We start from the raw sequence: 13,917 nt of genomic DNA on the forward strand, positions 1-13,917 counted from the left end.
CTTGAGGTCAGTCGGTGGCACCCGCTCCCCGCGGAGACGTGGCGTGGACCGTGGTGCGGTGGTTGGCCTGGCCGGCGAGGTCCGGGTCCTGCTCGGCGATGATCTGGCGGACGCGGACCTCGGCGAGCGGCCCCAACGTGTCGTAGATCTGGACGAACACGGCGCGCGCCCGATGGCCCGGCCAGTCGCCGGGCAGCAGGTGGGCGGGGAGTTCCGGGTCGGTGCTGACCATCCGCAGCCACTCCTCCTTGACCTCGATCCGCGCGGTCAGGGCTTCGGCGGAGCCCACCTGCCCGGCGGCCGTCCGGCTCGCGAGGTCGCCGTACCGCGAGATGAACCCGGTGTACGAGGCTCCGATGGCGTCCAGGTCCCAGGAGGTCAGCGGGTCGCCGTCGCCCTGGGAGTGGGTGAGGGTGGAGCGCAGCACGGTGGAGCTGCGCACCCCCACGCTCTCCAGGAGTTCGGCGGTCTGTTCGTGGTCGGCGCGCGGCGACATCCATACGCCGTCGAACACGGCGGCGTAGCCGAGGAACCGCAGCCGCTGGCGGATGACGTGGCGCAGGTCGCGCTGTTCGTCGGGGACGGAGAAGACCACGGTGGTCCACAGGCCGTCCCAGGGCCGGTCCGGAGCACCGAACTCCATCATGCGCCGCTGGGTCTGTTCCAGGACGCGGGCGGTGCCCGGGGTCATCCGGTAGTACGTGCGTCGTCCGCGCTTGTCCGCCTCCAGGACCCCCCGGCGCGCAAGTCGGCCGATGGCCGCCCGTGCGCTGACCGGGGTGATGCCGAAGTCGCTCAGGAGCGCCACCAGGGCGGCGGACGGCAGGGGTTCACCGGTCGCGGACCAGTGGTCGGTGAACAGGCCGAGTACCAGATGCTGGGGGTTCGCTCCGACCTGGGCCCGCGGCAGGTCGACATCGGCCAGTGTCTGCGCGTTCATCCGCGTGAGCGTAGCCGCCCCGCTGCGGGCCCTGCTCACACGGCCGGTTCGACGAGGGTGTCGAAGAACGCCGCGCCCGCGTCGGGGATGCTGGGCTGCTCGAACACGTTGACCGCGTACGAGACGAGGATCATCGAGAACAGCAGGCGCAGCAGCCGCAGTTCGGGCTCGGGCAGGGCGTCCAGGTCCAGCGTGTCGAGGTGCGCGATGGCCTCCTCGGCACGCGGCGCGATCACGTCGTAGAACGCGCCGAGTTCCGTCATGTTCTTCGCCAGGCGCATGTCGTAGCGCTCCTGGCGGGTGGGCTTCGCCCAGTCGTCGACGTACGGTTCGAGCTCGGTGAATCCTGCGGGCAGGAGCCGTTCGGCGGTGGTCATCAGGCCTCCTCGTGGGCGGCGACGGTGTCGCGGACGGTCTTGTGGAAGTGCCGGATGAGAAGTTCCTGGTCGCTGAGGTGGAACTCCTTGTTGGCGCGGCTCTTGAGGCCGGAGTGGGTGGCCTCGATGGTGTTCACGTCCTGCATGGCGAACTCGATGGTGCTGTCGACGATGAGTTCCTGCGCCAGGCGGTCCTGGGCGTTCTTCGGCGGCACGAAGTACAGGTCGATGTCGTAGATGTGCGAGTCGACGCTCTCGGGCCAGTACGTGTACGTGATGTAGAAGCCGCGGGCCCAGATCTGCACGGAGAGGTTGGGGAAGAGCCAGAACTGGTCGTTGCCCCAGGACTTGATCCGTCCCTTGTTGAGGAACTCGGGCAGCGGGCCGAGGTCGGGCACGTCGTCGGGGCCGAACAGGCCGGCGCGGAAGAGGCGGTAGACCCACTTCTGGTCGTTGGACGCGGGGCCGAGCGCGCCGGGCTCACGGGCCGGCAGCGGCGGCGGTCCCGGCACGGAGGTGAGCATGTGCGGGGTGAACAGGTCGTAGTGGTAGGAGTCGATGGGCGGCACCATCTTCTCGGCCTTGGCGACGTCCTTGTCGATGAACCGGGCGTGCACGTACGGCGGGTGGTACCACTCGCACACCGAGTCCACGGCGAGCTTCCAGTTCCCCTTGATGTGGGCGCGGAAGCCGTAGCGCTGCGTCATCTTCTCGAACGGGTACTGCTCCAGTTCGAGGAGGCGCTCACCGAGGTAGCTGCGCAGCGGCACCGGGTCCTCGGCGAGGTTCACGAAGATGAACCCGGCGAACTCCTCGCAGTGCACGGTCGGCATCTTCAGCCGCTTCTTGTCCAGGTCGAAGAACTCCTGCTCGTTCGTGACGTGCGTGACCTGTCCGTCGAGTCCGTAGCGCCAGCCGTGGTACTTGCAGTGGAACTGGCGGCACAGGCCCGAGCTCTCCTCCTGCGGGTGCTCCTGCCAGACGACCTTGTTGCCGCGGTGCGCGCAGACGTTGTGGAACGCGTGCACCTGGTCGTCCGTGCCGCGAGTGACCACGATCGACGCGAGGCTGCCGGGAAGTTCCCGGGTGAAGTACGCGCCGCGCTTCTCCACCTGCTCGGAGCGGCCGACGTAGAGCCAGGACCGCTCGAAGACCGCCGCGCGCTCCGCCTCGAAGAACTCGGGCGATACGCAGTCCTCGTACGAGACGGGACCGGTGCCGAGCTCCGGGTAGTCCGGCGTGAACTTGCCTTTGCCGGTGGCCAGTCGTTCCTGAAGTTCCGTCATGGGCCATGTCCTCTCGTTCGATCGTCACCGTGGACCAACAGTATTCAGTTTTACGCGGATGCGCCATAAAACTGTCACCTATTTATGAACCGCTCAGGTCCACGGCTCGTCGTCGTAGGCCCGGTCGAGGGGGGCCATGCCGCCACCGAACGGGAAGAACTCCTGCTGGGCGTACGTCTCGCGGCCCAGCCCGTGGCCGAGTTCGTCGAGGAAGGCACGCTTGAGGTTCTGCGTGAAGAGCTGCCGGGTGTAGCGCAGAACCAGGTACGGGCGCTTGGCGAGCTCGCGCGCCAGCTCCCAGGCGCGGTCCAGGACCGCGTCCTTGGCGAGCACCTCGGAGACGGCGCCCCACTCCTTGGCCTCCTGCGCGCCGAGCTGCTTGCCGGTCAGCAGCAGATAGCTGGCTCGTTGACGACCGACCAGGAAGGGCCAGATGACGTGCTGCCCGTCGCCCGGGACCTGACCGCGCGGAAAGTGCGACACGTCCTGGAAGTACGCGTCCTCGGAGGCCAGCACGATGTCGCCCATCAGCGGGACCTCGGAGTGGATGTTGCACGGGCCGTTGACCACGCTGATCATCGGGACGTCGACATCGAGGACGTTCCACATCAGGTTGCGGTTGTACCAGGCCTTCTCGTCGAGTTTGAGCAGTCCGCGGACGCCCGGCATGGCGTCGTACATCGGCGTCTCGGGCAGTTCGCCGTTCGGCAGCCGGCCCCAGTCCGCGTTGTAGTTGGCGCCCGTGCCGGTGTGGATGAGCACCTTGATCTCACGGTCCCCCGCCACGTCGGCGAAGGCGTCGGCCATGTCGTCGTGTGCCTTCCAGTCCCACACCAGGCTCTCGCCCTCGGTGTGGCACTGCATCAGCAGGATCCCCTCCTCGCTCAGCTCGAAGCGGTAGTTGCGGTACCGGTCCTGGTACTCGGCGAAGCGTGCGCGCTTGACCACGGCGTCCTCCCGTTCGTCACCGCCAGGGCATGGCGCCCTAACTGCATGACAGTTATCTTGAGTTGCGTGACAAGTCTGCAGCCATTTAGGTTCGCCGTCCAGGCGACGAAGGCAACATCCGCGAAGGAATGGCGTGACACCGCGCGATCCGTGCAGGATCTCGGCTACAGCACGCTCTTTCTGGCCGACCACTATCTGGGCCCGGGTCCGGCGCAGCGCGAGGCCCGTTGGCCGGCGCAGCATCTGGCGCCCGTGGCCGCGCTGGCCACGGCCGCGGCGGTCACGGAGACGCTCCGGGTCGGCTGCCGGGTGTTCTGCGTCGACTACCACGTGCCCAACGTCCTCGCGAAGGAGGCCGCGACGATCGACCTGCTCTCCGACGGCCGCCTCGAATTCGGCATCGGCGCCGGCTGGAGCGAGCCCGAATACCGTGCCATGGGCCTGGAGTTCGCGCCCGCGGGGCGGCGCGTGGACAAGTTGTGCGAGGTCGTCGCGCTGGTCAAGGCGCAGTGGGGCGGTGAGCCGCTGGAGCTGCGGGGCGAGCATGTGACCGCGGTCGGCCACTCGGGGCTGCCGCTGCCGGCGCAGCGCCCGCGTCCGCCGATCATGATCGGCGGCTCCCGGCGCCGCGTCCTGACGCTGGCGGCACGCGAGGCCGACATCGTCAGCCTCGCGAACGTACCTTTCGACGCCCGCAACGCCGCGGGGCGCACGCCCACCGAGGAGGCCGAGCACCGCTACGGCCTGGTGCGGGACGCGGCGGGGAACCGTATCTCGGTCCTGGAGGTGGAGAGTTCACCGTTCTTCGCCAGGATCACCGACGACGCCACCTCCAGCGCCGAACGCGTCGCGCGCACCCTGGGCGTTCCGCCCGACGGCCTCCTCGACCACCCGAACGTGCTGATCGGCACGGAGGACGAGGTGGTCAACCGCCTCCGGGAACGACGCGAGCGGTTCGGGGCCAACTACATCACCGTGCAGCAGAACGAGGCGGAGCGTTTCGCGCCCGTCGTCGCTCGGCTCACCGGGAACTGAGGAGGCGACCATGACCCACGGCCCTCTGCACGGTCTGCGCGTGGTAGAGATCGCCACCCTCGCCGCGGGCCCCACCGTGGCGACGACACTCGGCGAGTTCGGCGCGGAGGTCGTCAAGGTGGAACAGCCGGGTTCCGGCGACCCGATGCGCACCTGGGGCGACCGCCGGGACGGCATCGGCCTGCTGTGGAAGAGCATCGCCCGCAACAAACGGTGCACGACACTCGACCTGCGCACCCCCGCGGGCCAGGACCTCCTGCACCGGCTCCTGGAGGTGAGCGACGTCCTGGTGGCGGGCAACAGGCCCAGCGCGCTGGCCCGTTGGGGCCTGGACTACGAGTCCGTCCACTCGGCGCACCCGCACATCGTGATGGCCCACATCACCGGTTACGGGGCCGGCGGCCCGAAGAGCGACCGCCCCGGCTACGGCACGCTCGCCGAGGCGATGAGCGGCTTCGCGCACCAGACGGGCCAGGCGGACGGGCCGCCCACGCTGCCGCCGTTCATGCTCGCCGACGGGGTGGCCGGCATCGCGGCGACGTACGCCGTGATGATGGCGCTCTACCACCGTGACGTGCACGGGGCGCAGGGACAGCTGGTCGACGTCAGCCTCGTCGAACCGCTCACCCGGCTCCTGGAGTCGGGAACGCTGGCGTACGACCAGCTCGGCGTGGTCAAGGGCAGGTCGGGCAACATGCTGCCGGCCAGCGCCCCGCGCAACACCTACCGCACCGCCGACGGCCGGTGGCTGGCGATCTCCAGCGCCTCACCCAGCATCGCCGCGCGCGTCTTCCGCGCCGTCGGCCGCGCGGACATGGCGGAGGACCCCGCGTACATGGATCCCGTACGACGTCAGGAGCGGGCCGCCGAGGTCGACGAGGCGGTGGCGGAGTGGGTCGGCCGCCACACCCTCGACGAGGCGCTGACCACGTTCGAGGCGGCCGAGGCGACCGCCGCCGCGGTGTACGACGCCCCCGCGCTGCTCGCGGACGAACACCTACGGGCCCGGGGGACGTTCCTCCAGGTCCCGGACCCCGACTTCGAGCAGGTCACCGTCCAGGCACCGGTGGCCCGCCTGAGCGAGACCCCGGGCCAGGTCAGCCACCTGGGAAGGGCGCTGGGCGCCGACAACGACGCCGTCTACGGAGGACTGCTCGGCCTCTCCCCCGACAAGCTCGACGAACTGCGCGCCGAAGGGACCATCTGATGGGTACGCACGCACACCGGCCCCGCCGCTCCGAACTGGCCACGCCCGCGAGCAGCGAGCGCATGTGCGCCAAGGCCCCGTCCTCCGGAGCCGATCTGGTCTTCCTCGACCTGGAGGACGCGTGCGCTCCCGCGGTCAAGGAATCCGCCCGCGCCATCGCCGTCGCCGCCCTCACGGGACAGGACTGGGGCACCACGCTGCGCGCGGTCCGCGTGAACGGCCTGGACACCCCCTGGTGCCACGACGACATCATCGAGGTCGTCACGGGCGCGCGGGACGCGCTGGACGTGCTGATCGTGCCGAAGGTGCGGACCGCGCGCGACGTCTGGTGGGTCGACGTGCTGCTCTCCCAGCTGGAGCAGAAACTGCGCCTGCCGCGGCCGATCGCCCTGGAGGTGCTCATCGAGGAGGCGGAAGGGCTCGCGAACGCCCTGGAGATCGCCCGCGCCAGCCCCCGCGTGGAGGCGCTGATCTTCGGTGCGGGCGACCTCTCGGTCTCCCTCCGGGCCCGTGTCGACGGCAACTTCGATCCGCTCGGCCCCTATCCCGGAGACTTCTGGCACTTCGCCCGCACCCAGGTGCTCACGGCGGCCCGGGCCGCCGGCATCGCCGCCGTCGACGCGCCGTTCCCGGCGTACGGCGATCCGGACGCCTACCGGGTGTCCGCCGAACAGGCCGCGCTGCTCGGCTTCGACGGCAAGTGGGCCATCCATCCCAGTCAGGTCCCCTTGGCCAACGAGGTGTTCACACCGACCAAGGAGGAGGTCGCCGCCGCCAAGGACCTCATCGCGCGCTACCGCAGCGCCGAGGCCGAGGGCACGGGCGCGATCGGACACGACGGCCGTCTCGTGGACGCGGCGCACATCAAGCTGGCGACGAATGTGCTCGACCGGGCGGGGTAGCACCGGCCGGCCGGGGGTGACCGGCCACGACGCCGGCCCAAGAAATGAGAACGGCGTTTACGGAAAACGGTAAGTCCATTGACACCTGTTCGGGGGGCCCATAGCGTGAGCGGCGCGCGGGTCGCAGCCACTCTGCGGTCGTCTGTGCGCCTTCCGATCAGGATTCCTGCCGAGGAGGTTTCATGGGCGGCGAGAGCCCCGTCCTGACCGTGACAGCCGAGAAGGATGTCCGTGTCGTCACACTCAACCGGCCCGATCAACTCAACGGCGTGTCCGCCGAGTTGCACCGCCGGCTCGCCGAGGTCTGGGACGAGCTCGCGGCCGACGAGGACGCCCGGGCCGTGGTCCTCACCGGCGCCGGCCGGGCGTTCAGCGCCGGCGGGGACTTCCAGCACCTGCTGCGCCACCACAGCGACGCCGCGTTGCGCGAGCGTTCCATCCGGCTCGACCGGGCGATCCAGACGGCGATGATCCGGTTCCCGCTGCCGGTGGTCGCGGCGGTCAACGGGCCCGCCGTGGGCCTCGGTTGTTCGCTCGCGCTCGGCTGCGATCTCGTACTGATGGCCGACGACGCGTATCTGGCCGACCCGCATGTGTCGGTCGGTCTGGTCGCCGGGGACGGCGGGGTCACGCTGTGGCCGCTGCTGACGAGTCTCCTGCGTGCCAAGGAGTACCTGTTCACCGGAGACCGCATCCCGGCCGCGAAGGCGGTGGAGTTCGGGCTCGCCAACCGGGTCGTACCGGCCGCCGAACTCACCGAGCAGGCCATGGCGTTGGCGCACCGGCTCGCGGCCCAGCCTCCGCAGGCACTGCGTGCGACGAAGGCGGCCCTCGCCGTGGTGGTCGAGCAGATGTCGCGCGGCGGCATGGAGGCGGCCCTCATGGCCGAGCAGTCCACCATGACCAGCCCGGACTATCTGCGGATCGTCACGGCGCTCGCCGAAAGAGGCACCGGGAACGACAGGCGCTCGCGCGGCGACCGGAAGGAGTGAGCGTGGAGGCGGAGGAGTTCCGGCTGGTCCGCGAGGCACTGGAGGCCTTCGCCGCCGACCACCGGTGTACGTCGGCCGAGCCCGCGCCGGCGCGGCGGGCCGAGGCACAGAAGGCGCTCGACGGTCTCGGACTCGCCGAACTGCGGCGCGGAGCAAGGCCGTTGGCATCGGCACAGGAGTGCGCGCTGCTCGCCGAGGACTACGGTCGGCAGCCGATGGCGGCCTCGTTCCTCGGCCCCTCGCTGCTCGCCCCGGAGGTGCTGCGCCTGGTCGAGGCGGCCGGCGCGGCCGTGTCGTACGAGGGCACGCCCACCATCGCGCTCGGCCGCGATCTGCGGTTCGCCGACGGCGGTGACGGCAACGACGAAGCGTTCGTGGCCTGGGACGCCGAGGGCGCCGACAGGGCGCTGTGCGTCCGCGCCGACGGGACCGTGCGCTCTCTCGGGCTCGGCGCTCCGGCACCCACCACGGACCTGCTGCGTACCGTCCGCACGGCCGACACGGACAGCACAGAGGGCACGGACGGCACAGACAGCACGCAGATCGTCGGCCGACTCGACCCTCAGGCCATGCGCGCCTGGCAGGCCTGGGCGTTGGTCATGGTGAGCAGCGAACTCGTGGGCGCCGCCCGGTCGTTCGTCGAGCAGAGTGCCGCCTACGCACGCGACCGCGTCCAGTACGGGCGGCCCATCGGCTCCTATCAGTCGGTCCAGCATCTGCTGGCCGACGCGACCGTTGCCGTAGAGGCGTGCACCAGCGCCACCCGTTACGCCGCCTGGTGTCTCGACCACGCCGGTCCCGACGCCGCGCTGACCGCCGCCCGCGTCGCCAAGGCCGAGGTGGACGTGTCCGCCCTGGACGCGGTGTACGCGGGAATGCAGGTGTTCGGCGGGATCGCGCAGACCTGGGAGCACATCGCGCATCTGTATCTGCGCCGGGTCCGCGTCGGCGCCACGGTCCTCACCGGCACGGCGCGGTTGCTGACCGCGCTCGCGCTGCCGGATTCCGACTCGAAGGACCGGGCGGACCGGCTGGACCGGACGGACCGGACGGAGGCAGCGTGAGCGGGTTCGACATGCCGTTGGACTTCGGTGATCCGGCCGGCCTCGAAACGCTCCGCGAGGAGCTGCGGGCCTGGCTCGCCGAGCACCCACTTCCCGAGCGCCGCCCGGACGAGGAGCCGGCCGAGTTCCTTGTCCGCTGGCACCGCATGCTGTACTCCGGCGGCTGGGTGGGGCTCGACGTACCCGAGGAGTACGGCGGCCGGGGTCTCACCGCGCTCCATCAGGTGGCGGTCAGCGACGAGCTGGGCGCCGGCCGGGCCCCCGGGGTGCCCCGGATCGGCTATCTCGCCCACGCCCTCCTGGAGTTCGCGTCCGAGGAGCAGCGGACCCGGCTGCTGCCGCCCATGCTCGCCGGTGACAACGTGTGGTGCCAGGGCTTCAGCGAGCCCGGCGCCGGCTCGGACCTGGCGGGCATGACGACGTACGCACGACGCGACGACGACGGGCGGGGCTACACCGTCAACGGGCAGAAGCTGTGGACCAGTTACGCCCAGTACTCCGACTACTGCCTGCTGCTCGCCCGCACCGACCGCGACGCCCCCGCCCACGCGTCGATCACCGCGTTCGCGCTGCCGCTCGACCGGGCCGGGGTGACCGTGCGACCGCTCAGGGCAGCCAACGGGGACGACGAGTTCTGCGAGCTGTTCCTCGACGACGTGACGCTCTCGGCACACGAGCGGATCGGCGCGGAAGGCGACGGCTGGCGGCTCGCCATGACCACCGTCAACTACGAGCGCAACGCCCTCGACACCGGCCATCTCTCCAAGTACGGGCTGCTGTTGGAACGGCTGAAGCACGAACTACGCGACCGACAGGGCGAGTTGGACGACGGACTCGTCTCCGCCGTGGGGCGGTGCGTCGTCGACTACCAGGTCCTCGTCGCACACGCCCGCCGCCGCACCGCCGAGCGACTCGCCGGACGCGCGGCGGGCCCCGAGTCCTCCGTCGACAAGCTGCTGATGACACGGGCCGAGCAACGGCTCTACGAGACCGCCCTGCGGGTGCTGCCGGACCAACTCGCGCGGGACGGCGGGGCGGTGTACGGCGAGTACCTCTACTCCCGTGCGGCGTCCGTCTACGGCGGCACCTCCCAGATCCAGCGGAACATCATCGCCAAGCGGCTGCTGCGGCTGCCGTCGGCGTCACGAACGTCGTGAAAGGAGCCCGTGATGCGATACGACCAGGAGCTTCGCAGCATCCCCCACGTCGTGCGCCGGGCCGCCGCGGCCTACGGTGACCGGCCCGCGCTCGTCGACGGCGACCTGCGCTGGAGTTTCCGCGACCTTGAGCGGCACATGACGCAGGCGGTGCGTGCCGCGATCGCGCTCGGCATCTCCCCCGGCGACCGCGTCGGCGTCTGCGCGCCCAACTGTGCCGAGTGGATCTGCGCGGCCCTCGCGGTGCAGGGCGCGGGCGGCATCGTCGTCCCCCTCAACACCCGTTTCAAGGCCGCCGAGCTCGCGTACATCCTGCGCAGGTCCGGGGCGAAGGCGCTGTTCGCGGCCCCGTTCCTCGGCACCGACTACATCGCCGAACTACGCAAACACGAACCGGAGTTGACTGCCCTGCAGTCCACTGTGTCGCTCCGCGACGAGCGCGGCGACGCGGACCTCGGCTGGGAAGACTTCCTGGCGAAGGGCGCGGCCGTCGACGAGAGCACCGCGCACGCGGCCATCGACCGGATCACACCCGACAGTGTCTCCGACATCATGTTCACCTCCGGGACCACCGGACACCCCAAGGGCGTGGTCCTCACCCACGGACAGTCGCTGCGCGCGTACGGCTGGATGGCCGAGGAGTACACGTTCCGCGCCGGGGACGTCTTCCTCGTCGTGCCGCCGTTCTTCCACTGCTTCGGGTACAAGGCGGGCTGGCTCGCCTCGTTCCTGCACGGTGTGACGGTGGTCCCGATGGCGGTGTTCGACGCGGCCCGCGCCCTGGAACTCATCGAGCGGGAGCGGGTGTCCATCATGCTGGGGCCGCCGACCATCTTCTCCGACCTGATCGCCGCCCCGGCCCGGGCCCGCCACGACACGTCGTCGCTGCGGATCTCCATGACCGGCGGCACCACGATCCCGGAACCGCTGATCCACGCGATGAAGGACGAGCTGTCGTTCGACATCGTGATGAGCGCGTACGGACTCACCGAGGCCTCCGCGCTCGCCACCACCACCCGCCTCGGCGACACCCCGGCGACCGTGGCCCGCACCAACGGGCGGCAGATCCCCGACGTGGAGGTCCGCATCGCCGACGAGGCGGGGCGCGCCCTGCCTGCGGGCGAGGCGGGCGAGATCCAGGTGCGCGGCTACACCGTCACCAGCGGCTACTGGGACGACCCCGAGGCCACCACCGCCGCGATCGGCGCCGACGGCTGGCTGCGCACCGGCGACATCGGGCACCTGGACGCCGACGGCAACCTCGCGGTCGTCGACCGCAAGAAGGACATGTTCATCGTCGGCGGGTTCAACGCCTATCCGGCCGAGATCGAACGTCTCCTCCTCGACTACGCACCGGTCGCGGAGGCCGCCGTCATCGGTGTGCCCGACGACCGACTCGGCGAGGTCGGCTGCGCCTACCTGGTACTGAAGCCGGGCGCGCAAACGACGGCACCGGACGTGATCGCCTGGTCGCGTGCCAACATGGCGAACTTCAAGGTGCCCCGGCACGTCCGCTTCGTCGACCACCTGCCGCGCAACGCCAGCCGCAAGATACTCAAGCACGAACTGCGCGCCGCGTACGAGGAGAAGACGTCCGAGCAGAAGACGTACGAGGAGCAGGCGTGAGCGGCGCAGGCGTGAGCGATGAGGACGGGAGCGGCGACGGTCCGCTGGCGGGAGTCACCGTGGTCTCGGTCGAGCAGGCGGTGTCGGCGCCGCTGTGCACCCGGGCGCTCGGCGATCTCGGTGCCCGGGTCATCAAGGTGGAGGCCCCCGGCGGCGACTTCACGCGCTACTACGACGACGTGGTGCACGGCCTCTCCGCCCACTTCGTGTGGGCCAACCGCGGCAAGGAGTCCCTGGTCCTCGACCTGAAGTCGGCGCACGGCTCGCACGTGCTGCACCGGCTCCTGGACCGGGCCGATGTCTTCGTGTCGAACCTGGCGCCGGGCGCGGCCGACAGACTCGGCATCGCCGCGGGCCAGTTGGCAGCCCGGCACCCCGAGCTGATCACCATGGAGATCGACGGCTACGGTCCCGGCGGCCCGCTCTCCCACAAGCGCGCCTACGACCTGCTCGTACAGGCGGAGGCGGGCGCGTGCTCGATCACCGGTCTGCCCGGTGAACCGGCGAAGCCGGGGCCGCCGGTGGCCGATGTGTGCACAGGCCTGTACGCGGCCCTTTCGATCACGGCGCTGCTGGCCGAGCGCGGGAGGACCGGCGGGACGAAGGGTCCTGCCGCCGTCTCGGTGAGCATGTTCGACATCATGACGGAGGTGATGGGGTACGCGCTCACGTACACCCGGCACACCGGTGTCGACCAGCAGCCGGTGGGCATGGGCTCGCCGGCGGTGGCGCCCTACGGCGCGTACGCCACCGCCGACGGCCACACGGTGGTGCTCGGCACCACCAACGACCGCGAGTGGCAGCGCTACGCCCGCGAGCTCCTCGGCCGGCCGGACCTGGCCGACGACCCGAAACTCGCCACCACGGCCGACCGGGTCGCCGCACGCGAGCGCCTGGACGCCGAGATCGCCGGCTGGTGCGCGGCACGCACCCTGCACGACATCCAGGCTGCGGCCGACAAGGCAGGCATCGGCAACGCCAAGCTCAACACCCCCAGCGAGGTGCTCACCCACCCGCAGCACACCGCCCGCGACCGCTGGCGCGAGATCGACACCCCGGGCGGTCCGACCCTGGCGCCGCTGCCGCCGCCGGTCTTCGAGGGCCGCACGGCCCCCATGGGCGACGTGCCCGCTCTCGGTCGGCACACCGAGGCCATTCTGCGTGAACTGGGGTTCGCCGACGAGGACTTGACCGAGAAGCTGACCGAGAACCCGATCAAGGAGAGGGCAGACAGTGACACGTGAGGCCGTGATCGTGGAGGCCGTCCGCACCCCCGTCGGCAAGCGTGGCGGCTCGCTCGCCGGCGTCCACCCCGGCGACCTGTCCGCGCACGTCCTGGGCCAACTCGTCGCCCGTACCGGTATCGATCCAGCCGATGTCGACGACGTGATCTGGGGCTGTGTCTCGCAGATCGGCGACCAGTCCGGAAACATCGGAAGGTACGCGGTGCTGGCGGCCGGCTGGCCGGACTCCGTTCCGGCGACGACGGTGAACCGGGCCTGCGGCTCCAGTCAGCAGGCCCTCGACTTCGCCGCGCAGGCCGTGCTGTCCGGCCAGTACGACATGGTGGTCGCGGGCGGCGTCGAGGCGATGAGCCGGGTGCCGCTGGGCGCGGCCCGCACCGGCGGCACGCCCTGGTCACCGTCCGTCCTGGAGCGCTACGACCACTTCGCCTTCAACCAGGGCGAGTCGGCGGAGAAGATCGCCCACAAGTGGGGTTTCTCCCGGCTTCAGCTCGACGAATTCGCCTCGCGCTCCCACGAGTTGGCCGCCGCCGCGCAGGACTCCGGCGCCTTCGACGCCCAGCTCGCCCCGCTGCCCGGCAACCCGCTGAAGGCGGACGAGGGGGTGCGTCGCGGTACGACACCCGAGACGCTCGCCCGTCTGAAGACGCCGTTCCAGGAGGACGGCGTGATCCACGCGGGCAACGCCTCGCAGATCTCCGACGGCGCCGCCGCCCTGCTCGTCACCACGCCGGAGCGGGCCGACGCGCTCGGTCTGAGGCCGCTGGTGCGCTACCGGGCGGGCGCGGTCACCGGCTCCGATCCGGTCCTGATGCTGACCGGCCCGATCCCCGCGACCGCACAGGTGCTGAAGCGGGCCGGGCTCGCCCTCTCCGACATCGGCGCCTACGAGGTCAACGAGGCCTTCGCGCCCGTACCGCTGGCCTGGCTCGCCGAGACCGGCGCCGACCCGGAACGCCTCAACCCGCTCGGCGGCGCGATCGCGCTCGGCCACCCGCTGGGCGCGTCCGGCGCGATCCTGATGACGCGCCTGATCCATCACATGCGCGACCAGAGTGTCCGTTACGGACTGCAGACCATGTGCGAGGGTGGCGGTACGGCCAATGCCACCGTCGTGGAACTCATCGACTGATCAGTGG

13 protein-coding genes are annotated in these 13,917 nt (G+C 70.7%); 9 read left to right on the top strand and 4 right to left on the bottom strand.

Features of this window, described 5'->3' with window-relative positions:
* Window positions 1-7: 7 nt before the first annotated feature.
* From ACH4YP_RS29775 to ACH4YP_RS29790, 4 genes are all read right to left on the bottom strand, one after another.
* Complete coding sequence (locus ACH4YP_RS29775) at window positions 8-940, bottom strand: PaaX family transcriptional regulator C-terminal domain-containing protein (RefSeq protein ID WP_361061761.1); 933 nt, start codon at window positions 938-940, stop codon at window positions 8-10.
* A gap of 35 nt (window positions 941-975) precedes the next feature.
* Complete coding sequence (locus tag ACH4YP_RS29780) at window positions 976-1,317, bottom strand: hypothetical protein (RefSeq protein WP_361061758.1); 342 nt, start codon at window positions 1,315-1,317, stop codon at window positions 976-978.
* Window positions 1,317-2,603 (bottom strand): SRPBCC family protein, encoded by a 1,287-nt coding sequence (locus tag ACH4YP_RS29785; RefSeq protein ID WP_361061755.1) that lies wholly within the window; start codon window positions 2,601-2,603, stop codon window positions 1,317-1,319. Before ACH4YP_RS29785 ends, ACH4YP_RS29780 begins: the two co-directional genes overlap by 1 nt.
* Window positions 2,604-2,696: 93 nt before the next feature.
* Window positions 2,697-3,551 (bottom strand): enoyl-CoA hydratase/isomerase family protein, encoded by an 855-nt coding sequence (locus tag ACH4YP_RS29790; protein ID WP_398493637.1) that lies wholly within the window; start codon window positions 3,549-3,551, stop codon window positions 2,697-2,699.
* 66 nt (window positions 3,552-3,617) lie between these two features.
* Between ACH4YP_RS29790 and ACH4YP_RS29795 the strand changes: the two genes are divergently transcribed.
* The 9 genes from ACH4YP_RS29795 to ACH4YP_RS29835 all read left to right on the top strand — a co-directional run bounded on the left by ACH4YP_RS29795 (window position 3,618) and on the right by ACH4YP_RS29835 (window position 13,910).
* Entirely contained in the window at window positions 3,618-4,586 is a 969-nt protein-coding gene (locus ACH4YP_RS29795; RefSeq protein WP_361061749.1) for a TIGR03621 family F420-dependent LLM class oxidoreductase, read from the top strand.
* A gap of 10 nt (window positions 4,587-4,596) precedes the next feature.
* Entirely contained in the window at window positions 4,597-5,793 is a 1,197-nt protein-coding gene (locus ACH4YP_RS29800; protein WP_398493639.1) for a CaiB/BaiF CoA transferase family protein, read from the top strand.
* Window positions 5,793-6,695, top strand: a complete 903-nt coding sequence (locus ACH4YP_RS29805; RefSeq protein ID WP_398493640.1) for an HpcH/HpaI aldolase/citrate lyase family protein — start codon at window positions 5,793-5,795, stop codon at window positions 6,693-6,695. Before ACH4YP_RS29800 ends, ACH4YP_RS29805 begins: the two co-directional genes overlap by 1 nt.
* A gap of 182 nt (window positions 6,696-6,877) precedes the next feature.
* On the top strand, window positions 6,878-7,687 hold the full coding sequence (locus ACH4YP_RS29810; protein ID WP_361061741.1) for an enoyl-CoA hydratase/isomerase family protein: 810 nt from the start codon (window positions 6,878-6,880) through the stop codon (window positions 7,685-7,687).
* A 2-nt stretch (window positions 7,688-7,689) separates the two neighbouring features.
* Window positions 7,690-8,751 carry an acyl-CoA dehydrogenase family protein gene (locus ACH4YP_RS29815; RefSeq protein WP_398493642.1) on the top strand — a complete coding sequence of 354 codons (1,062 nt, stop codon included), beginning with the start codon at window positions 7,690-7,692 and terminating at the stop codon, window positions 8,749-8,751.
* Window positions 8,748-9,908 carry an acyl-CoA dehydrogenase family protein gene (locus tag ACH4YP_RS29820; RefSeq protein WP_398493644.1) on the top strand — a complete coding sequence of 387 codons (1,161 nt, stop codon included), beginning with the start codon at window positions 8,748-8,750 and terminating at the stop codon, window positions 9,906-9,908. Before ACH4YP_RS29815 ends, ACH4YP_RS29820 begins: the two co-directional genes overlap by 4 nt.
* A 12-nt stretch (window positions 9,909-9,920) precedes the next feature.
* Window positions 9,921-11,534 carry a FadD3 family acyl-CoA ligase gene (locus tag ACH4YP_RS29825; protein ID WP_398493646.1) on the top strand — a complete coding sequence of 538 codons (1,614 nt, stop codon included), beginning with the start codon at window positions 9,921-9,923 and terminating at the stop codon, window positions 11,532-11,534.
* Window positions 11,531-12,778 (top strand): CaiB/BaiF CoA transferase family protein, encoded by a 1,248-nt coding sequence (locus tag ACH4YP_RS29830; RefSeq protein WP_398493648.1) that lies wholly within the window; start codon window positions 11,531-11,533, stop codon window positions 12,776-12,778. Before ACH4YP_RS29825 ends, ACH4YP_RS29830 begins: the two co-directional genes overlap by 4 nt.
* Entirely contained in the window at window positions 12,768-13,910 is a 1,143-nt protein-coding gene (locus tag ACH4YP_RS29835; protein ID WP_398493650.1) for a thiolase family protein, read from the top strand. The genes ACH4YP_RS29830 and ACH4YP_RS29835 overlap by 11 nt, the downstream gene beginning before the upstream one ends.
* Window positions 13,911-13,917 lie beyond the last annotated feature (7 nt).

The sequence above is a fragment of the Streptomyces sp. NPDC020747 genome (assembly GCF_044334695.1).
Taxonomy (GTDB): domain Bacteria; phylum Actinomycetota; class Actinomycetes; order Streptomycetales; family Streptomycetaceae; genus Streptomyces.

Bases quoted from the DNA above. Each gene is read 5' to 3' on its own strand.
- ACH4YP_RS29810 (WP_361061741.1), top strand. From the start codon at position 6,878: ATGGGCGGCGAGAGCCCCGTCCTGACCGTGACAGCCGAGAAGGATGTC.
- ACH4YP_RS29785 (WP_361061755.1), bottom strand. From the start codon at position 2,603: ATGACGGAACTTCAGGAACGACTGGCCACCGGCAAAGGCAAGTTCACG.
- ACH4YP_RS29780 (WP_361061758.1), bottom strand. From the start codon at position 1,317: ATGACCACCGCCGAACGGCTCCTGCCCGCAGGATTCACCGAGCTCGAA.
- ACH4YP_RS29825 (WP_398493646.1), top strand. From the start codon at position 9,921: ATGCGATACGACCAGGAGCTTCGCAGCATCCCCCACGTCGTGCGCCGG.
- ACH4YP_RS29775 (WP_361061761.1), bottom strand. From the start codon at position 940: ATGAACGCGCAGACACTGGCCGATGTCGACCTGCCGCGGGCCCAGGTC.
- ACH4YP_RS29805 (WP_398493640.1), top strand. From the start codon at position 5,793: ATGGGTACGCACGCACACCGGCCCCGCCGCTCCGAACTGGCCACGCCC.
- ACH4YP_RS29800 (WP_398493639.1), top strand. From the start codon at position 4,597: ATGACCCACGGCCCTCTGCACGGTCTGCGCGTGGTAGAGATCGCCACC.